Origin of the sequence: Aeromonas hydrophila subsp. hydrophila ATCC 7966, assembly GCF_000014805.1 — a bacterium.
Classification (GTDB): Bacteria; Pseudomonadota; Gammaproteobacteria; order Enterobacterales; family Aeromonadaceae; genus Aeromonas; species Aeromonas hydrophila.
On record NC_008570.1, the window covers coordinates 3957501 to 3977397 of the forward strand.

At 63.8% G+C, this 19897-nt stretch carries 19 protein-coding genes (1 of these 19 running past the window's edge); 9 read left to right on the forward strand and 10 right to left on the reverse strand.

Features of this window, described 5'->3' with window-relative positions:
- The 3 genes from erpA to clcA form a co-directional block, all read right to left on the reverse strand.
- Positions 1–86: the 5' portion of an iron-sulfur cluster insertion protein ErpA gene (gene erpA / locus AHA_RS17770; protein WP_005304404.1), read on the reverse strand. 265 nt of this gene lie to the left of the window's left edge; the window shows 86 of its 351 coding nt (coding positions 1–86); its start codon is at positions 84–86; the stop codon falls past the left edge of the window.
- Positions 87–176: 90 nt separating this feature from the next.
- Positions 177–872: a DUF6776 family protein gene (locus AHA_RS17775; RefSeq protein ID WP_011707262.1), complete on the reverse strand. Its 696-nt coding sequence runs from the start codon at positions 870–872 to the stop codon at positions 177–179.
- An 86-nt stretch (positions 873–958) separates the two neighbouring features.
- Positions 959–2353, reverse strand: coding sequence for a H(+)/Cl(-) exchange transporter ClcA (gene clcA, locus AHA_RS17780; RefSeq protein WP_011707263.1), 1395 nt, complete (start codon positions 2351–2353; stop codon positions 959–961).
- Positions 2354–2575: 222 nt separating this feature from the next.
- On the opposite strand from clcA, the gene hemL reads away from it, so the two are divergent.
- Positions 2576–3862, forward strand: a complete 1287-nt coding sequence (gene hemL, locus AHA_RS17785) for a glutamate-1-semialdehyde 2,1-aminomutase (RefSeq protein WP_011707264.1) — start codon at positions 2576–2578, stop codon at positions 3860–3862.
- Between the two features lie 209 nt (positions 3863–4071).
- Positions 4072–4887 (forward strand): hypothetical protein, encoded by an 816-nt coding sequence (locus AHA_RS17790; RefSeq protein ID WP_011707265.1) that lies wholly within the window; start codon positions 4072–4074, stop codon positions 4885–4887.
- A 60-nt stretch (positions 4888–4947) separates the two neighbouring features.
- Here the strand turns inward: AHA_RS17790 and AHA_RS17795 are convergent, their stop codons facing one another.
- Together AHA_RS17795 and AHA_RS17800 are read right to left on the reverse strand one after the other, a co-directional pair.
- Positions 4948–5850, reverse strand: a complete 903-nt coding sequence (locus AHA_RS17795) for a sulfite exporter TauE/SafE family protein (RefSeq protein ID WP_011707266.1) — start codon at positions 5848–5850, stop codon at positions 4948–4950.
- 256 nt (positions 5851–6106) lie between these two features.
- On the reverse strand, positions 6107–6829 hold the full coding sequence (locus AHA_RS17800; RefSeq protein ID WP_011707267.1) for a phosphatase PAP2 family protein: 723 nt from the start codon (positions 6827–6829) through the stop codon (positions 6107–6109).
- A gap of 175 nt (positions 6830–7004) precedes the next feature.
- Between AHA_RS17800 and AHA_RS17805 the strand changes: the two genes are divergently transcribed.
- On the forward strand, positions 7005–7532 hold the full coding sequence (locus tag AHA_RS17805; protein ID WP_164927738.1) for a DUF2937 family protein: 528 nt from the start codon (positions 7005–7007) through the stop codon (positions 7530–7532).
- A gap of 75 nt (positions 7533–7607) precedes the next feature.
- Here AHA_RS17805 and AHA_RS17810 read toward each other — a convergent pair whose 3' ends face one another.
- Together AHA_RS17810 and AHA_RS17815 are read right to left on the reverse strand one after the other, a co-directional pair.
- The gene (locus tag AHA_RS17810; RefSeq protein ID WP_011707269.1) at positions 7608–9188 is read right to left on the reverse strand and encodes a DUF3369 domain-containing protein; all 1581 of its coding nucleotides are present in this window, start codon (positions 9186–9188) and stop codon (positions 7608–7610) included.
- 114 nt (positions 9189–9302) lie between these two features.
- On the reverse strand, positions 9303–10184 hold the full coding sequence (locus AHA_RS17815; RefSeq protein ID WP_011707270.1) for a LysR family transcriptional regulator: 882 nt from the start codon (positions 10182–10184) through the stop codon (positions 9303–9305).
- Positions 10185–10340: 156 nt separating this feature from the next.
- Here AHA_RS17815 and AHA_RS17820 point away from each other — a divergent pair, with 156 nt between their 5' ends.
- Both AHA_RS17820 and AHA_RS17825 read left to right on the forward strand, forming a co-directional pair.
- Positions 10341–10805, forward strand: coding sequence for an SMR family transporter (locus AHA_RS17820; protein WP_011707271.1), 465 nt, complete (start codon positions 10341–10343; stop codon positions 10803–10805).
- On the forward strand, positions 10793–11113 hold the full coding sequence (locus AHA_RS17825; protein ID WP_011707272.1) for an SMR family transporter: 321 nt from the start codon (positions 10793–10795) through the stop codon (positions 11111–11113). Before AHA_RS17820 ends, AHA_RS17825 begins: the two co-directional genes overlap by 13 nt.
- Positions 11114–11212: 99 nt before the next feature.
- On the opposite strand, the gene gloA2 is transcribed toward AHA_RS17825, so the two are convergent.
- The 3 genes from gloA2 to hrpB form a co-directional block, all read right to left on the reverse strand.
- Positions 11213–11614, reverse strand: a complete 402-nt coding sequence (gene gloA2, locus AHA_RS17830; RefSeq protein WP_011707273.1) for an SMU1112c/YaeR family gloxylase I-like metalloprotein — start codon at positions 11612–11614, stop codon at positions 11213–11215.
- 42 nt (positions 11615–11656) lie between these two features.
- The gene (gene mrcB, locus AHA_RS17835; RefSeq protein WP_011707274.1) at positions 11657–13978 is read right to left on the reverse strand and encodes a penicillin-binding protein 1B; all 2322 of its coding nucleotides are present in this window, start codon (positions 13976–13978) and stop codon (positions 11657–11659) included.
- A gap of 251 nt (positions 13979–14229) precedes the next feature.
- The gene (gene hrpB, locus AHA_RS17840; protein WP_077392372.1) at positions 14230–16677 is read right to left on the reverse strand and encodes an ATP-dependent helicase HrpB; all 2448 of its coding nucleotides are present in this window, start codon (positions 16675–16677) and stop codon (positions 14230–14232) included.
- A 156-nt stretch (positions 16678–16833) separates the two neighbouring features.
- Between hrpB and thpR the strand changes: the two genes are divergently transcribed.
- The 4 genes from thpR (at position 16834) to gluQRS (ending at position 19738) form a co-directional block, all read left to right on the forward strand.
- On the forward strand, positions 16834–17361 hold the full coding sequence (gene thpR / locus AHA_RS17845) for an RNA 2',3'-cyclic phosphodiesterase (RefSeq protein WP_162517982.1): 528 nt from the start codon (positions 16834–16836) through the stop codon (positions 17359–17361).
- Between the two features lie 42 nt (positions 17362–17403).
- Positions 17404–18147, forward strand: coding sequence for a DNA/RNA nuclease SfsA (sfsA, locus tag AHA_RS17850; RefSeq protein ID WP_011707277.1), 744 nt, complete (start codon positions 17404–17406; stop codon positions 18145–18147).
- A 119-nt stretch (positions 18148–18266) separates the two neighbouring features.
- Entirely contained in the window at positions 18267–18716 is a 450-nt protein-coding gene (gene dksA, locus AHA_RS17855) for an RNA polymerase-binding protein DksA (RefSeq protein WP_005304459.1), read from the forward strand.
- A gap of 113 nt (positions 18717–18829) precedes the next feature.
- Positions 18830–19738 (forward strand): tRNA glutamyl-Q(34) synthetase GluQRS, encoded by a 909-nt coding sequence (gene gluQRS, locus AHA_RS17860; protein ID WP_164927739.1) that lies wholly within the window; start codon positions 18830–18832, stop codon positions 19736–19738.
- Positions 19739–19897: the final 159 nt, after the last annotated feature.

Here is a 19897-nt window from a genome sequence, read left to right on the forward strand (position 1 = left end):
TCTTCTTCGGTGATCAGGGTCTTCACCTTGTTGGCTGCCGCATCCGTCATCTGGATGGGCAACGGGGCTTCTGCTACTGCACTCATTACTGACCTCACAACCGTTAAATCCACAAACATGGAAACCGCGAAATTATCCAATACCCGACCATTCAGTTCAAGTATTCACCAAGCTTCTTACTGTGCGGCCGGCACAGGTGCCGGTGGAGCGACCACCAGCGGCTTGATTACCTCGCCCCATTCAGCCAGCAGTTCCTGAGCCGGTTGCCGACCATCCTTGCTGATGGTGACCCGCACCCGATCCGGTACAAACCCTTCCGGCAACTGCCAGTTGCCTTCCAGCAGCTGGAAGTAACGCAACGCATAGCGCCCCTCCCCCAACTTCATACCCAGCTCACGGCTGCCGAGGGTTCTGGGCTTGTCGCCCTGACTGCCTTCCACCTTTATCTGTACCTGACCACGAAACAGCTCGCGCTTCTTGGCGGGCTGGGTCAGCACCAGCCGATAGTGATAGCGGCCGGGGATACTGGTCTCCTGCAGGGTAAGGTTGTCGATCACCACCCCCACCTGCTCGCCGGTGGGACGCATGATCCGCTCGAAGAAGGCCAGCTGGCGCTTCTGCTCCTGTACCAGGCCCTCCTGATCCTTGAGCGTCTGCTGCAACTGCTCGAACGCCGCCTTCTGGGTAGCCAGCAGCGTCTCCTTGATGCCGAGCTCGCTCTTGAGCTGGCCAATGGCCTTGCCTTGGCGCTCCAGCGTCTCCTGCTGCACCGTCAGCAGGCTGCTCTGGGCCAGCTCCTGGCGATTACCGACGAAATAGCCGATGAGCGCCCCCACCATCAGCACTGCCAACCACTTCACTATCTGGGACATAAGGCCTCTTTTGTTACTGCGCATACTGCGGCCACGCTCCCTTCACTATACGCGACTCAAGCAGATTCAGGCCGGCAGACAAAGGGTTAACCGGCGGTGACGCCGCTTTCTCCCCGCTTTTGACGCGCAGCGAGCCGTAAAGTTCGCTCGAGGATCTGGGAATAAATCGGGCGGCCACCCAACCACTGCGCCACCAGGGTCGCACCGACCGTGGTGATCATCATGGGCAGGATCAGCTGATAGTTGTCAGTCATCTCGGTCACCAGCACGATCCCCGTGATGGGAGCACGCACGGTAGCGGCAAACAGCGCGCCCATACCGGCAATGGCAAAGGCGCCGGGCTCGATGCCCAGCTCCGGGAAGGCCGCATGAAACAGGTGGCCAAACACCACCCCGAACAGGGTGCCCAGCGCCAGGGTCGGGGCAAACACCCCGCCCGGTGCGCCGGAGCAGAAACAGACCAGGGTGGCCACCAGCCGGATGGAGAAGATGAGGAACAGGGTGGCCATCGCATACTCTCCGCCCATCAGATGGGGGATGAGCTCGGTACCGCCGCCGGTCACCGCCGGGGCAACCAGCGACAGCACGCCGAAGGTCCCCGCCACCAGCGTCCCGATGGCCACGAAACGGTGGCGTTTGTTTTGATGCAACGCCAGATAACCATCCTGACAGGCCAGCACCAGCTTGTTGAAGACGAAACCCAGCACGCCGAAAGCGGCTCCCATGAAGAGGAACAGCCAGAGCGCCCTGAGGGCAGGCGCATCGTAGTGAGGCAAGCTGATCACCGCCCCCTGCCCCTTCATGTTCTGCAGCATCAGGGTCGCCATGATGGCGGAGATGCCCACCGCCTTGATGGCCAGAAAGGAGTAGCGAAACTGCGGGCGCATCTCCTCCATCACGAACAGGATCCCCGCCAGCGGCGCATTGAAGGCCGCGGCCAGACCACCGGCCGCCCCGGCTGCCAGCAGGGCGTGGCCATGCTCCTTGGGCAGCCGGAAGATATCCGCCACCATCTTGCCGAGGTTGCCGCCGATCTGTACCGACGGTCCTTCCCGCCCCAGCACCATGCCGGAGCTCAGGGTGCAGATGCCACCGAAGAACTTGACCGGCAACACCCGCCACCAGCGTACCGGGCGCAGCTCGTCCATGGCCCCCTCAATCTCGGGAATGCCGGAACCACCCGCCTCGGGCGCAAAGGCATGGGTCAGGAAATAGCCAATGCAACCCAGCAAGGCGCTGAAACCAAAGCCGAGCAGGCCGAGCTGCCACCAGGGGCGATCGGCCAGCAGGTCGACACGCTGCTGTGCCAGCCAGTGCACGCCGGACTCGAACAGTCCGCAGACCAACCCGGCCAAGGTGCCGACCAGCGCCGCCAACAGCAGCACCAGCAGGGGCATCTTGTCTTGATGAATGATCCGCCGCAGGACGGGGCCGCGGGGAGGTGAGAGCGGTTCGGAGGAGGAGAGAGCTTGTTGCGACATGAAAAAACCACATTCGTTTGCTGACGGAGGTGACGATCATCCGGCCTGCTGTCCGGCTGCCCAGCACCGGGCCTTTCTGCTATAGTCGGCCCGTTTCATTTAACACGGGGCAGTCCTTGGCCGGGGTCAAGAGCGCAAGCATACTCCAGCGTCCCCTGACTGCCGAGCCGCAATCGGCCACCTGCGCCTGTGTGACGACCAAAATCCCATTAAGGATGATCCATGTCAAAATCAGATCAGCTGTTTGAACAGGCCCGCCAGACCATTCCGGGCGGCGTCAACTCACCGGTCCGCGCCTTCAATGGGGTCGGCGGCACACCCCGCTTTATCGATCACGCCGATGGCGCCTACCTCTATGACGTGGATGGCCAGGCCTATGTGGATTACATCGGTTCCTGGGGCCCCATGCTACTGGGTCACAACCACCCGGCCATCAAGGCCGCCGTCATCAAGGCGGTGGAGAAAGGGCTGAGCTACGGCGCACCGACCGAGATCGAAGTGCTGATGGCCGAGAAGGTGCGCCAGATCGTCCCCTCCATGGAGCAGGTGCGGATGGTCAACTCCGGCACCGAGGCGACCATGAGCGCCATCCGGCTGGCCCGCGGCTACACCGGTCGCGACAAGATCGTCAAATTCGAAGGCTGCTACCACGGTCACGCCGACTCCCTGCTGGTCAAGGCCGGCTCCGGCGCGCTGACCCTGGGTCAGCCCAACAGCCCGGGCGTACCGGCCGACTTTGCCAAGCACACCCTCACCTGCGTGTTCAACGATCTGGACTCGGTGTGCGAAGCCTTCACCCAATACGGCAGCGAGATCGCCTGCATCATCGTCGAGCCGGTGGCCGGCAACATGAACTGCATCCCGCCGGTACCCGGCTTTCTGGAAGGGCTGCGCGCCATCTGTGACGAGGCCGGCGCCCTGCTGATCCTGGACGAGGTGATGACCGGCTTCCGCGTTTCCCTGCGCGGCGCCCAGGGCCACTACAACATCGACCCGGATCTCACCACCCTCGGCAAGATCATTGGTGCCGGTATGCCGGTCGGCGCCTTCGGCGGCAAGAAGAAGGTGATGCAGCACATCGCCCCGACCGGCCCCGTCTATCAGGCCGGCACTCTCTCCGGCAACCCGGTGGCCATGGCTGCCGGCCTCACCATGCTGGATCTGCTGCTGGAGCCGGGCCTCTATGAGCAGCTGAGCGCCAAGACCGCCCGTGTCGCCGAAGGGCTGAAAGCCGCTGCTGCCAAGCACGGCATCCCGCTCGCCATCAACTACGTCGGCGGCATGTTCGGCTTCTTCTTCACCGACGAGCCCGAGGTCACCCGCTACGAGCAGGTGACCCGCTGCGACATGGAACGCTTCAAGCGCTTCTATCATCTGATGCTGGAAGAGGGCGTCTACCTGGCGCCGAGCGCCTACGAGGCGGGCTTCCTGTCGCTGGCGCACGGCGACAAGGAGATTGAACACACCCTGGCCGCCGCCGAGCGCAGCTTCGCCAAGCTAGCTGGCTAAGCCGCCGCTTGTCGCAAAAGGGCCCTTCACGGGCCCTTTTTTATTGCAGCTTCAATCTCCCTCGGTACGCCCGATGTTGGTGCAGACTTTGTGCGAATGGCACAGCACTGTCACCAAACGGTGCATATCCCGCCCCTCTGCCCGTCATAAAACCGGCCCACAATTTGCACCCAGCAAGTTGAATGCAAGCCCGTTTGAGCGAGGTGTATATGGCGGAAATGAGCCCCATCGATGTGCTGCGACGCTATCAGGAGTACGAAGCCGAACTGGCCCCCCTGCTGCTGGGACTGCTCACGGCATCGCCCGATTCACTCAGCAGTTATCCCTTTATCCTGAACCAGGCACCCAGCCGGGAACCACTCGGGATCCTGCCGCCGGTACCGGCGCCGCAAGCCCGTTTGCATCTAATCGTGAGAGGCCAGGGCCGTGAGCTGACCCTCTGTCTGAACCAGCTCATCGCCTGGCTGATGGGGGACAGGGAACGACGTCGGGCCATGCCCTGGTTCAAGGGGGTTTATGTGGTACTGAGTCTGGCGCTGTTTCTGATCGTCGCGACGCTCATCTGGCACGGGCTGGAGCAGCTCTATCTGCTGCTGTGCGGGGCGCAGCAGAACCGGCTGGGGGCCTTCAGTGCCATCATCTTCCTGACCCTGGCGCTGGCAGTATTCGACTTGGGCAAAACCATTCTGGAAGAGGAGGTGCTGCTGCATAAGGACATCTTTCGCCACAGCGCCATTCGCCGCACCATTACCCGCTTCATCGCCGCCATCTTGATCGCGGTCTCCATCGAGGGGTTGCTGTTGCTGTTCAAGGGATCATTAGGCCAGAGCGAACTGCTCTGGCCGGCGGTGGGTGTGATGGGGTGTGCCGTGGGGCTGCTGCTGGCCCTCGGGCTCTATGTGTTTCTGGGGGCCAGGGCCGAAGCGGCGCTGGTGCAGGCCAGCCTGCGACCTCTGCCAGCCGGAGTTGCAGTGCCCGCCGCGCCGCCCGCCAAGAAGCGGGCATGGTCCAGGAGGTATAGATAACGCTGAAGGCCTGTAATCACGTCAATACTCCACGGCCAGCACCGACTCGCGCCGAACTGGCTAACCAGTGACGCCTGCCAGCCGGGGTGGTGGCGCCCGCCGTGCCGCCCGCCAGGAGGCGTACATGGTCCAGGAGGTATAGATGACGATGAAGGCCACCAGCCATTTGAGCATCGCCATGTCCATGGATTTGACCAGCATGGCCGCCAGCACCACGCCGACAGGGCCGAAAATGGCCACCGCCAGCACCGCCTTGGCATCGAAGGCCCCCTTGCGGATGAAGGTGCCCGCCGAGAAGACGCTGAGCACGGCGGTGGAGCCCATCATGATGGGAAACGCCGCCAGCGGATTCATGCCGAGCAGATAGACCAGGGTCATGCAGGGGGCGAACAGGCCGATGCCCACGTTCATCAGCACGCCGAAGATGAAGTTGCCGAGCAGCGCGATCCCGAGCTTGTAACCGGTCAGCCCCATGGCATCGCCGCCGAGGGGGAACAGCCCAAGCAGGCCCGCGAAGATGAGGCCGGCCACCACCAGCAGGGAGACCGCCATCACCAGCCGGATGGTCTGGCGATCGAACGAGGCGACGTGGCGCGCCCCCCAGGCTGCCCCGGCGGCCGCGGCCACCATCATGCCGATGAGGGTGAGCGGATCTACCTGCACGGCGCCGATGAAGATCAACGACTGAGTAACCGTCGGCAACACGCACTGACCGTTGAGGGTGCCCGGCAGCAGCCGATCGTCGATCAGCTTGAACTGCTTGTAGCAGGCGGTCTTCACCGCGAAGCTGCCAACCCCCAGGGTATCGAGAAAATTGGCAACAAAACCGATGGCCGCCACCGGCCAGAAGGGGGTCGATTCCAGCTCCCCCTGTTGCCGTTTGTGCCACCAGGCCCGTACCAGCATGAAGATGAACACCAGGGCGCAGATGATGAATATCAGGCGCAAAAGATTAATTAACATACAGAGTTCTCCAGCAACGGGCGGCGATTCTAAGGCAGCAAAAATAAAAAATCTTGGTCAGGATCAAGCATTCAGCCCATGCAAACGATTATCTGGAGAAAGTCATGACGAGCACGCCCGAACGAATCTGCTAATACTTGTCTATGAGGGCCAGCAGGCCTGGGGCCACCGGTGGTAGTCATGGTCATTTCGCGACGACCACAGTCACCGGCGGGAAGTAGCCAAAAAGAAGGCCGGTATGCACCGACCTTCTTTTTTATTGCTGACTCGCCGGCGTTTTGCCCGCCAGCCACTGCCAGCCCGGCAGACGTGGCAGTCGCTGGGCGATCCAGCCGATCAGCGCATCCGACAGCCCGGTCAACAGCAGCAGCGGCAAGCAGAGCAGGGTCAGCGACAGGGCCCCCACATAGACATCCGTCAGCCAGTGAGCGCCGGAGAGGATGCGGGGCGCCGAGAACAACGGCACCATCAGCAGCGCGGTCACCCCGGCCCAGCGCGGCAGATGGCGCAGGGCAAAGCCGGCGAAGATCATCAGGAACAGGGCGTGATCGCCGGGGAAGCTGTCGCTGGAGGAGTCCTTGGTCGGGATCCCGCTGAGCTGGGTCACCCGCAGCGCGTCCGCCACCGTCAGGGTCGGGCTGGGCCGGCTGACCGGCAGCAGATGACCGAACTGGTTGATCAGCAGGGCTCCCAGCAGCATGACGATCCCCATGGCCACCAGCCGGCGGCGTCCCTGCTCGTCCGCACGCCAGAAGCAGCGAGAGAGGATCAGCCCCATGCAGGAGAGTACCGCCAGATCGAACAGCCGGTTGTTGGTCACGGCCACCAGATCGGCCCACCACTGAGCCTGACCCAGCCAGCCATTGACCAGATGGAAGACGGCGAGATCCCACTGATCCCAGGGGCCATGATCGGGCAGAGCGGCCCAACTGATGGCGATGAGACCACCCAACAGATAACAGGGTATAAATTTGCGCATACGGACTCTCCTCCCCGAAAAATGGGGCCGTATTTTAAAGCATAAAAAGCGTGACGTGAATCACACAAACGAGGGAGGAAAGAGTCATGCCTCCTATCCGGAAAGCCGGTGCGTCCCCTGCCGGCTTGGCCTGTTGCAGCCTTGCGGCTAGTATGGAGTCCCTCTATTTCGCGAGATGACGAGTGTTATGCGCAGCTACCTTCGGATGATGCTGTTTGCCCTGGGCCTGCTGGCCGGCGTGCAGATCCCGGGTCTGATCGACCTCTACTACCAGCGGCTGGATGCCCGCCTGCAACAGGCCAGCCTCAGCCTGGCCCCTTTTCAGGAGACGGCGGACCAGCATTTCAACGGCGATCTGACGGCCCTGGTCAACCACTACCGCACCAACCCGGATCCGGTATTCGCCAAAGATGCTGCCAGCCTGCAGCTACTGGTCAGCCAGCGCCAGACCCTGCAGCAGGAGAGCGTCTACAAGCACCATCCCTGGTACCGGCAACTCTCCCACCTGCTACTGCGCGCCGAGCCCCAGCTCTGGCAGGATACCCTGCAAAACTACAGCTACGTGGTGCCGTTCAAGGAGGCCGCCATCGTCTGCGGCATGGCGGCAGGCCTGCTGGCAGCCCTGCTTGGCGATCTGCTGCTCAGCCTGGTGCTGTTGCCGTTTCGCCGGCAGCAGCCCCGCACACGCTACACGCCGCGCTGACGAAACCGACGCGGTGGCGCAGGCAGCCGGAAACAACAAAGGGGCCAGTGGCCCCTTTGTTGTTTCCGGTCGGTGTCACAGCTCGTATGGCAGCCGCGACTGGCTGACCAAACGCTGGAGCGCCTGCACCACCTGGGGATCAAACTGGCTGCCGGAGCGTGACAGGATGTATTCCATGGTCTGGGCCAGCGACCAAGGCTCCTTGTAGGGACGCTTGCTGAGCAGGGCATCGAACACGTCGACCACGGCCACGATGCGAGCCGACAGCGGGATCTGCTGGCCGGCCAGCTGCTCCGGGTAACCCTTGCCATCGAAGTGTTCATGGTGGCCGCGAGCAATCTCGGCTCCCAGCGACAGGTAGCTGGTGCCCTCCACCATCTCCCCCGCCTTGTGCAAGATGCTGGCACCGATGTCCGCGTGCTGCTCCATGATGAGCCGTTCATCCGGTTCGAACCGGCCCGGCTTGTGCAGGATGTGGTCCGGCGTGCCCACCTTGCCCACGTCGTGCAGTATGCTGGCCATGCCGATCATGTCGACGAAACCCGGTGTCAGCTCATCGGGATAGGCCCCCGCCTGCTGCAGCTCGGCCACGATGGCATCGGAGAGCTTCTGCACCCGCAGCACGTGATCGCCGGTATCCGAATCGCGGAACTCCGCCAGCGCCGCCAGCGCCACCACGGTCGCCTCCTGGGCACGCAGCAACTGGTTGTAGAGATAGAGGTTGTCGTACGCCGCCGAGATCCGCTGACAAAACACGTCCAGCAGATCGCACTCGAGCGGGTCGAGCGGCTGGGTGGGGGTGAAATTGAGCACGAACTCGCGCCCGTTCTGGGCCGCGATATAGAGCGCATCCTGGGGATGTTCGAAGCGGTTGCAACGGTTGGCCAGCGCACTCATCACCGAATTGTGCAGGGCCGGGAAGGCGCTGAGCGGCACATCGCTCAGCAGGGATTCATAGTCGCCGGTGGCCGCCAGGATCTCCAGCTCCTGCGAGCCGGGGCGGCGTTCGGCGCAGATGGCGCCTTCAGTGCCCACGTCGAGAATGGCGCTGATCTGCTTGAGCACGCCGGAGGCAAATTCCCGCAGCGAGTGCAGATGATAGAGATCCCCCGCCCCCTCCAGGATCTTGCCGAGCCCCTGCCGGCTCTTGTCGATGGCGCAGAGGGTCTCGTAGGAGCGCAGGGAGGCGATGACGGTGGTGTAGAGCTTCTGCACCGTCAGTTCGGTCTTGGTCTTGTAGTCGTTGATGTCGTAGTCGAGGATCACCCGCTGCTCCGGGGCCTGCCCCGGCTGGCCGGTGCGCAGCACGATGCGCACCAGGCTGTTGTGCATCTCGTTGCGGATCTGGTGCACCAGCCGCAGGCCGGCATCCTCGGTCTCCATCACCACGTCCAGCAGGATCAGGGCGATGCGCGGGTTGGCCAGCAGCATGCGGGCCGCTTCGGCGCCGCTGTAGGCGTTGAGCAGTTCAAGCGGGCGGGATTTGTACTGAATGTTGGAAAGTGCCAGCCGGGTGGCATGATGAATATCCGGCTCATCATCGACGATCAACACCTGCCAGGGGTTGATCGCTTTGGTTACCACGGCCTCATCGTCATCCAGCTCGATGATGTCGTCATCCAGCCAGAGCTCGTCCTTGTCTTGGGCACTGCTCATATCGTTCACGCCTCCAGGCGCTGCATGAGGGTACTGACAGTATGTACCATCAGGCAGTGATGGATCACAAGCCCCTGCACTTGCCCCCCTCGTGCCCGCCCAGCGCCGGCCGGCTTATTCGAACGGTTCGAGATAGGCCTGGATTGCCTTCCTCAGCCAGGCCAACACCTTGCCGTGATAGGCATTTTCCGACAGATAGACGCCGTAGTCGCGCCACTGCAGGCTGAATTTGTGCTTCAAGGTCAGCAGCTCCCCTTGCCGCAGCTGGCTCTGGATCAGCGGCGACGGCAGCACGGCCCAGCCGAGGCCATCGAGCACCGCATCGCGCATCAGCTCGAAGCTCGACAGCCCGATGTGGTGGCCGCCGATGGGCAGCAGGCTCTTGACCGAAAATTCGTCCACATAGGAGAGGGTGACCTGGGTATGACCGGTCAGATCCTGCTGCAATACCCGCTTCAGGCTGGCCAGCGGGTGGCTCGGGGCCACCACCATCAGGGTGCGGATCGGGTTGAGCACCTCGATGTTGAGGCCGCTGCGCTCCTGCTCCTCGGTGATGAGGCCGAAGGCGGCGTCGACAAACCCCTCCTCCACCAGCGCGGGCAGCTCCGGTGGCGAGGCCAGCACCAGCGAGATGCTGGTGCCGGGAAACTGGTGGCGCAGCGCCCCCAGCATCTCCCGCCACACCGCCTCGGGAATGGCGTCATCCCGCGCCACCCGCAGCGCCACCTCGGCGCCGGAGGCGTAGTGTTCGCACTTGAGTTTGAGGCTGTTGGCGGCCTGCAGCAGCCGCTTGCAGTCATCCAGCACCTGCTCGCCGATCTCGGTCAATCGGCTCTGGTTGGCGCCTCGTTCAAAAAGTTCGACGCCAAGCTCAACCTCTAGCGCCGCTATCGCCGTGCTGACGGCGCTGCGACTCTTGCCAAGCCGGCGCGCCGTATTGGCAATGGAGCCACTGCTGGCTGATTCCACAAAGAGTTGTATCTGGTAGAGCTTCATGATCTGGGTCGTGAGCAGGGTATCCGATATTCACCTTACCTTGCCCCCTTCTCGCAAGGCAAACCGTCAGCGTCTGAATTGTCGACGCTCAGCGATTCTGCCGCCTGAGCGAGCTGCAGCTATCATGGCCCCGTCGCAGCAACAAAAGGACATTTTATGTTATTCAATCGCATGCTTCTGGCCCGCATCTTCCTGACGGGCGCCATCCTGACCGAGGTCGCCGGGACCTCCAGCATGGCCATGATCCCGGAGAACGAGGCCGGCTGGCTCAACTATCTGCCGATGTGGCTGCTCATCTCCTTCTCTTATCTGTTGTTGGCCAAAGCCGCCAAAACAATCTCCATTGGTATTGCCTTCGCGCTCTGGGAGGGACTGGGGATCGCACTGATCACCGTCGTCTCCGTGCTGTTCCTCGACTACCACCTGAATGCTCAGGAGTTGATCGGACTGGCGCTGGCCATAGTGGGTATTGTTCTGGTGACAATGGGTGAAACCCATGACGAACCGACCGCAGGCACCGGCAGCATCCGCCGCCTTGCCACAGCCCATGACAAACCGGCCGCAGGTACTGGCAGTGCTCGCAGCCTTGGCGCTGCCAAGGAGGCTGTATGCACCCGTTGATCATCGTACTGGGGGCAGCCCTGCTGGATATCGGCGCCAACATGGCGATCAACCGTTCGGTTGGTTTTCGTCACAAAGGCTGGGGATTTCTCGGCATCCTGCTGGTGCTGTGTGCCTTCACCCTGCTGTCGGAAGCGGTGAGCACCGGCAAGATCGATCTGGCCGTGGCCTATGCCACCTGGGGTGCCATCGGCATCCTGGGCACCGCCCTCGGTGGCTTGCTGCTGTTTGGCGAGCGGCTCAAGCCCATCGGCTGGGTCGGCATGCTGGTGATGGCCGTCGCGGTCACCCTGCTCACCACCGCCTGATCGCCCCGTCACGCACTGCTCGCCATGACAAGAAGCCGCCCGGCTAACCGGGCGGCTTCTTTTCTTTATGGGGCAATGCGGGCTCGCGGCAGATCTGCCTCAGCGGCTCGCTTCGTAGAGCTCCAGCGGCAAGCCGTCGGGGTCGGCGAAGAAGGTAAAGCGCTTGCCGGTCAGCTCGTCCACCCGCACCGGCTCTACCTCGACACCATGGCCCTGCAGATGGGCGATGACCCGGTCGAGCTCAGCGACCCGAAAGGCCAAGTGGCGCAAGCCGCACGCCTCCGGCCGGGAGGGGCGCGGCGGCGGCGCCGGGAAGCTGAACAGCTCCAGCTGGCTGCCGTCCGGCAGCGCCAGATCCAGCTTCCACGACTGGCGCTCCTCACGCAGCGTCTCGGCAATGATGGGCAGCCCCAGCACCTGGTGGTAGAAGTGGCGCGAGCGCGCATAATCGCTGGCGATGATGGCCACGTGGTGGATGGCATCAAACAGGGGATGTGACATGAGCACTCCGGGCAAGCGGGCAGCCTGAGCTGCCCGCTGCGGTCAGTTGAAGAAACCGTTGAACCAGTTGTCCAGCGCATTGGCCGGGCTGGACACCGGGCTGGCGCAGCCCATGGGCTCGGCCAGCTCGGCCAGCTTGGCCGGCACCTGCAGACTGCCGGGGCAGTCGCTGGTGACCCGGGTGCCGCTGGCGCGGGAGAAGCTGGCCCAGCTCACCCCTTGCGGCATGTTCATGGCCAGGCTGTTGACCCCGCGCTGGCTCATATAACCGCTGAACAGCTGCAAGGCACCGCTGGCACCGGTCAGGCCGGCCGGGGTGTTGTCGTCGCGTCCGACCCAGATGCTGACCAGCTCGTTGTTGTCGAGCCCGGTGAACCAGGAGTCGCGCAACTCGTTGGTGGTGCCCGTCTTGGCCGCCATGGTGGCGCCGGGGAACTTGGCACCGAGCGCCCGCGCCGTGCCCTGGCTCACCGTCTTGGTCATGGCGAACAGGGTCAGCCAGCTGGCCTGCTCGTCGGTCACCCGCTTGGCCGCTTCGTCATGCTGATAGAGCTTGCTGCCGTCGCTGTTGACCACCGCCCGGATCGCCGACAGCGGCTGGGTCAGCCCCTGGTTGGCGATGGGCAGGTACATCTGGTTCACCTCCATCGGCGAGAGCGCCACCGCCCCCAGCACCAGCGAGGGATAGGGCTGGATCTCCTGCTCCACCCCCAGCTTGTGCAGGGTGTCCACCACCTTGTCCAGCCCCACCTGCAGCCCCAGATTGACAGTCGGCACGTTGAGGGAGCTGGCCAGCGCATCCATCAGCGGCACGCTCTGGCGGAACTTGCGGTCGTAGTTTTGCGGGGTCCAGATCTGGCCATCCTTGCCGCGAATGCGGATCGGCTGGTCCTTGAGCGGCGTGCCCAGGGTCAGGCCGTTGGAGAGGCCGGTCAGGTAGACCGCGGGCTTGACCAGCGAGCCTATCTGGCGACGGGCATCCAGCGCCCGGTTGAAGCCGGCGTAGCGCGGATCCCGGCCGCCCACCATGGCCACCACCTCGCCCTTGTGCCAATCGGAGACCACCATGGCCGCCTCCAGCTTCTTCTTGCCGCGCAGCTTCTCGATCTGGGCCAGACCCGACTCTACCGCCTGCTCGGCGGCGTGCTGGGCGATGGGATCCAGACTGGTGAAGATCTTGAGGCCGGACTGCTTGAGCAGATCCGGGCCGAAGCGGCTCTGGATCTCCCGCTTGAGCAGGCCCATGAAGGCCGGGGTGCGGCCATAGCTCATCTGGCCGCGGGTAATGATGCCGAGCGGCTGTTTGCTCGCGAGCTCATACTCGGCCGGTTGCAGGCTGCCGTGATCCATCAGCAGCTTGAGCACCAGATCACGACGCGCCTTGGCCCGCTCCGGGAAGCGCCAGGGATCGTAATAGGAGGGCCCCTTCACCATGCCCACCAGCAGGGCCACCTGATCGATGTCCAGCTCGTTGACCGGAATGCCGAAGTAGAAGTAGGAGGCGAGCCCGAAGCCATAGACCCCCTGGGAGAAGTTCTGCCCCAGATAGACCTCGTTGAGATAGGCCTCCAGGATCTCGTCCTTGCTGTAGCGATAGTCGATCAGCACCGCCATGTAGGCTTCCTGTGCCTTGCGCCACAGGCTGCGTTCCCGGGTCAGGAAGAAGTTCTTGGCCAGCTGCTGAGTCAGGGTACTGCCGCCCTGCACGGTGCGACCCGCCAGCAGGTTGGCCGCCATGGCGCGCATGATGGCCACCGGCGAGACGCCGCCGTGCTGGTAGAAGTCGCGATCCTCGGTGGTGAGCAGGGTGATCAGCAGGCTGTCCGGCACCTCGGCGATGCGCACCAGCAGACGGTCCTCCCGATCCTCGGTGTTGAGGCGATCGAGCAGCACCGGGTCCATCTGGGCGTAGCCGAGCTGACGCTGGTTCTCCAGCGACTGGATCCCCTCCAGCCGCGCACCGTTGAAGGTGAGGCGCAGGCCGCGGGCGGCATCGGCCCCGTCATGGAATTCGAATGGCCGGCGGATAAGCTCGATGCGGTTGCCGCTCACTGCATACTCGCCCGGGGTATGGGGCTGGCGCACCTGCTTGTAGCTCAGCATGTTGAGCTCGCGCAGCATCTGGGCCTGGGAGAGGCGCTGGCTGGGATAGAGTTCCAGCGGCCGGCTGTAGACCATCACCGGCAACTGCCACTTCTCGCCGTCGAAGCGTTCACGCACCTTGGTATCGAGGTAGATGCCAAACACCACCATGAAGGCCGCTCCCACCAGGGATAGCTTGAAGCCCAGCCAGAACAGCGTGCGCCAGATGGTGCGTTTGGGCGCCGCCTTCTTGGGGGTGCGCTTGCGTCGTTGCGTTGCCATAAATCCTCTTTGCTTTCCTTTCTACTTGTTATGTCGCGTTCGCGAACGTCCGATCGGGCTTAACCAATTGGATCTGGATTCCGGGTTCGCTCCGCCAGACAGATGGATGCCTCCCCCCCTCATCTCCGGCCCTTCTCCCACAAGGGGAGAAGGGAGCAAACACCAACCTCGATCAGTTCCCTTTCCCTCTGGGAGAGGGCCAGGGTGAGGGTCATCTGCTGGAGTAGGGCTACGTTATTCCCTGCACCAACCTACATCCCCATCTTCTTCTTGGTGACCCTGGTCGGCATCGCCTCCAGCGGATTGTCCGGCCAGTAGTGGCGGGGGTAGCGTCCCTTCATCTCTTTCTTCACCAGCTCGTAGGAGCCGGCCCAGAAGGCGGCCAGATCGGCGGTGATCTGCAGCGGCCGCTGAGCCGGGGAGAGCAGCTCCACCACCAGCGCCACCCGGCCATCGGCCACGCACGGGGTCGCGGCCTGGCCGAACATCTCCTGAATGCGCACCGGGATCACCGGCGCCTGGCCCAGCTGATAGCGGATCCGCACCCGGCTGCCGGTCGGCGCGGTAAAGTGGCCGGGCAGCGCCTCGTCCAGCCGCTTGGGCAATGGCCAGGGCAGCGACTGGCGCAGGATGTCGCTCATATCGAGCTTTTTCAACTGCTCCAGCCGGGTCATGCCGCTCACCGCCGGCAGCAGCCACTGCTCCAGGTCGGCCAGCAGGCTCGCCTCGTCCATGGCCGGCCACCCTTCGTCGGGCAACCAGTCACGGGCGCAGCGCAATCGGGCCAGCAGCCCCTCGCTGGCGTCATCCCAGGGCAGCACATGCAGCCCCTTGCGCCGGATACCCTGCAGCAGGCAACGCCCCTTCTGTTCATCGGAGAGATCCGTCAGCGGCCGCTGGCTCAGCACCAGCTCGCCGAGCACCTGCTGGCGTTCGGCCCGCACCCGCTCCTCACGCTCGTCCCAGTCGAACCACTGGCGCTCGCTCACCAACTCGGGCAGCTGGCGCACCAGTTCATCAAGCTCTATCGGTTCGGCGATGAAGATGCGGCTGCCGCGCTCGTTCTGGCCCATCTCGATGGCAATGAGCGCCCCCTGCCCCTGACAGGGGTGACCTTCTACCAGATCGCAGCTCACCCCGCCACTGAGCTGATAGCGGCTGCCGCTGCGCAGCTTGCCGATGCGATCGGGCCAGGCGAGGGCGCACAGCAGCCCCAGCCATTGCCCCTGCGCACTGGCGGGGCGAGTGCCGAGCCGCTCGAACCAGCGGGCCGCACTCTGGCGCAGGGCCCCCTGGCGGCGGTGGAACAGCACGGAGAGGCGCTCCGATCCTCGCAGATCTTCTTCCAGCAGCGCCACCAGGAAAGCCGCATCGGCGACAATCCCTGTCAGACCCTCGGCCTCCAGCTCGCGGGCGCGCAGCAACATGCGGGCGAGGCGAGGATGGGTACCGAAGGCCGCCATGGCGCGGCCAGCCGGGGTAAGTTGTTGCTCACCCTCCGGCTTCATGGCGCCGAGACTCACCAGCAGCCGCTGGGCACTGGCGACGGCGGCGGCCGGCGGCATGTCCAGCAGCGGCAGCTCTTCGACCTTGGCCCCCCACTGGGCGGCGTCCAGCAGCAGGCCCGTCAGCTCCTGGGTGAGGATGTCGGGCGGGCTCTGCTCGGCGAGGCGCTCCTGCACCTCGCTGCTCCAGAGCCGGTAGCAGACACCGGGGCCGAGACGACCGGCACGACCCGCCCGCTGGGTGGCGGAGGCTTTGGCGATGGGGCGGGTCTCCAGCCGGGTGACGCCGCTCTTGATGTCGAAGGAGGCGCGCCGCTCCAGCCCGCTGTCGACCACTACGGAGATCCCCTCGATGGTGAGCGAGGTCTCCGCCACATTGGTGGTGAGCACCAGCTTACGGCGCCCCGCAGGTGCCGGCTCGATGGCCGCCTGCTGGGCCGCCATGTCGAGGCGGCCGTAGAGGGGGGCGAGGGTCACCTCGTCCGGCAGCCGCCCTTCCAGCCACTGCGCCAGCCGCTCGATCTCCCCCTGGCCCGGCAGGAACACCAGCAGGCTGCCGGCGTGGGCAGCCAACGCCTCCAGCACCACGGCGCCGACCTGGGGCTCCAGCCACTGCTGGCGATTGGCGGGGCGATAGTGGTAGTCGATGGGAAAACCGCGCCCCTCGGAGCGAACCACCGGGGCCTCCGGCAACAGGATCTCCAGCGCCATGCCATCCAGGGTGGCAGACATCACCAGCAGCTTGAGGTCATCGCGCAGCCCCTGCTGGCTCTCGATGGCGAAGGCCAGCGCGGTATCGGCGTGCAGGCTGCGCTCGTGGAACTCATCGAAGATGACCAGGGAGACGCCGGTGAGCTCGGGATCCTGCTGCAGCATCCGGGTCAGCACCCCTTCGGTGACGATCTCGAGCCGGGTGGCTGCGCTGGTGCGGCTCTCGCCACGCACCCGCAGGCCGATGCGCTCGCCCACCTTCTCCCCGAGCTGACGCGCCAGAAAGCCGGCGATGTTGCGCGCTGCGAGACGTCTGGGCTCCAGCATGATGATGCGACCGGGCAGCCGGTTCTGACGCACCAGCTCCAGCGGCAGCAGGGTCGATTTGCCCGCACCGGGCGGCGCCTGCAGGATCACGCTGGTATGGTTGTCGATGGCGGCAAAGAGTGCGGGCAGCACCGACACTATGGGGAGGGAAGACAAAGGGATCTGCACCTTCTTGTTGCAAGTCGTAAAGCGGCGCCTATTCTGCCACAGCCTGGCCGGCCACCGTGAGCGGATGTCGGCCGGCGAGACAGGATGCAGTGGCTGCCCTAGAATGGGCCACCCTGTCTGCATTAAAGAGGCATGCTCACCCGAATGGCCAAACTCTTCTTTGCCCTGCCCGCCGAGGCGCTGGCACCCGATCTCGTCGCCTGGCGCGACCAGCTGCCCTGGCCGGGTCAACCGGTGCCCGCCGCCAATCTCCACCTGACGCTGGCCTTCCTCGGCGAAGCGGATCCGCTCACCACCACCCGCCTGATGGCCGCCGTCGAGCGCCAGCACTGCCCGCCGCTCACCATAGCGCTCAATGAAACCGGCTGGTTCGGCCGCGCCAAGGCCGCCTGGGTCGGCCCGACGGAGTGGCCCAACGAGCTCACCGTGCTGGCCAGGGCGCTGCGTCGCCACGGCGAGAAGCTGGGGCTTGGCAACGGCGAGCAGGGCTATCGCCCCCACGTCACCCTGTCGCGCAAGGCGAGCGAACCGCCGGCGCTGCTGCCCGCCCCCGATTTCGTGCTGCAGGCCGACCGCTTCTGCCTCTATCAATCCCTCTCCACCCCGGACGGGGTGCGCTACGAGCCCCTCGCCTGCTGGCCGCTGCGGGCCAGAGAGAAAATGGCATCCTGACCGGCGGCCATGCCCAGACTCATTGATTAAGAGAGCCATACCATGATCTTCGATCCCCCCCTGCAATCCGGGCAGCTTGTCTCCCGTTACAAGCGCTTCCTGACCGACGTGCAGCTCGACAACGGCGAGGTGATCACCATCCACTGCGCCAATACCGGCGCCATGACCGGCTGCGCCGAGCCGGGCACCCGGGTCTGGTACTCCACATCAAGCAACCCCAAACGCAAGCTGCCCCATAGCTGGGAGATCGCCGAGAGCCCGGCCGGTCACTTCATTTGCGTCAACACGGCCCGCGCCAACCAGCTGGCTCGCGAGCTGATCGAGCAGGATGCCCTCGCCCCGCTGCGCGGCTATGCCAGGCTGCGCACCGAGGTGAAATACGGCGAAGAGAACAGTCGCATCGATCTGCTGCTGGAGGATGACCACCGGCCGGCCTGTTATATCGAGGTGAAATCGGTGACCCTGCTCGACGAGCGGGAGCAAGCCGGCATGGGCTACTTCCCCGATGCGGTCACCACCCGTGGCGCCAAGCACTTGCGTGAATTAATGGCCATGAAGGCGGCAGGCCACAGAGCCGTGCTGTTATTTATGGTTTTGCACTCCGGAATCGTGAGAATGCGCCCGGCAGCGCATATAGATCCGCACTATAGTCTGCTTATTGAGCAAGCAATTACGGCAGGGGTTGAAATTTTATGCTATCGACCCCATGTTGGGGTGCAGAGCATGGTGGCCCAAGATTTTATCCCGTTTGAATCTTGTCACCTGCTACCCGAGGGCAGCGAATAAATGTTGGAGTGGGTAACATTATTGGTACGGCTTGTTTGCCTCCAAGTTACCCTTCTGCTATAGATGTCGCCCTCAATTTATGGATGGCACGGGTAGCGTGCTGAATTAGGAGACAGGGCATGCCAACAGGCGAAAACAGGAAATCTCTGGGCCCCCTGGCCATTGCGGGTGTGGCGCCTTACCAGGAAAAACCGGGTGAGGAGTACATGAATGACCAACAAAAGGCACATTTTCGCAAGATCCTGGGAGCCTGGCGCAACCAACTGATGCAGGAAGTTGACCGCACCGTTGACCATATGAAGGATGAGGCTGCCAACTTTCCGGATCCCGTGGATCGCGCCGCGCAAGAAGAAGAGTTCGCTCTTGAACTGCGTACCCGCGACCGTGAGCGCAAGCTGATCAAGAAGATCGAGAAAACCTTGCTGCTGCTCGAAGACGATGACTTCGGTTACTGCGAACACTGCGGTATCGAGATCGGTATCCGCCGTCTGGAAGCCAGACCCACCGCCGACCTCTGTGTCGACTGCAAGACCCTGGCTGAAATCAAGGAAAAACAGATGGCCGGTTGATACCGACCTCTGGCATAACAGAAAAAAGGGAGCTCGCGGGCTCCCTTTTTTATTGAGCTTTTGGCCTGGCCGTCCCAGAATGCAGCCTCAATGTCCCGTTTTCCCGAATCCGCATGCCCGTGAATACCACCCCTTCATCCCAGACCCGCCCTTATATCGGCCGCTTTGCCCCCTCCCCCTCAGGCCCGCTTCACTTCGGTTCCCTGATCGCGGCGCTCGGCAGTTTCCTGCAGGCCAGGGCACGGCAGGGGCGCTGGCTGGTGCGCATCGAAGATATCGATCCACCGCGGGAGATGGCGGGGGCCGCCCCGCTCATTTTGCAGACGCTGGAGGCCCATGGCCTGCAGTGGGATGGCGAGGTGATGTACCAGAGCCGGCGCCACGGCCGCTATGACGAGATCATTGACCAGCTCTACCGGGCCGGCGATCTCTACTGGTGTCGCTGTACCCGGCGCGAAATCATGGCGAGCGGCGGCTTTTACAACGGTCACTGCCGCCCCCTTGGTCTCACGGCGGAGGGTTGTGCCGCCCGCGTGCGCCAGCACCACCCGGTGTACGATTTCGAGGATGGGCTGCAGGGCCGCATTGCGGTGCCGGCGGCGCTGGCCGAGGAAGATTTCATCGTGCGCCGGCGCGATGGGCTCTATGCCTACAACCTGGCGGTGGTGGTGGACGACATGGATTGCGGCATCACCGAGATAGTGCGCGGTGCCGATCTGCTGGAGCCGACGGTGCGCCAGATCGCCCTCTACCAGACCCTGGGCGCCCCCGTGCCCGCCTGGGTGCATCTGCCGCTGGCGGTGCAGGCCGATGGCAACAAGCTCTCCAAGCAGAACCACGCGCCGGCGCTGGCACAGGACGAGGTGCGCCCGGCCCTGTGGCAGGCGCTGCACTTTCTCGGCCAGTGCCCGCCCCCCGAGCTGATGGCGAGCCGGGTGGACGAGATCATCGACTGGGGCATAGCCCACTGGCAGCTGGCCCGGGTGCCTGCCAGCGAGAAGATCCAGCTGGCTGATTACTGAATCGCGCAGGCAATTTTGGTTTGATTGAACGTAAATCGCCGCTGTTGGCCGTGATTTTACCGGGATGATCCGCTTCAAACGAGATCAATTACCAGCACGGTTTTTCATTTGGTTAGGCGTGAGCGATGGGAATAGACCGCTATTTTTCCCGGCCGCGCC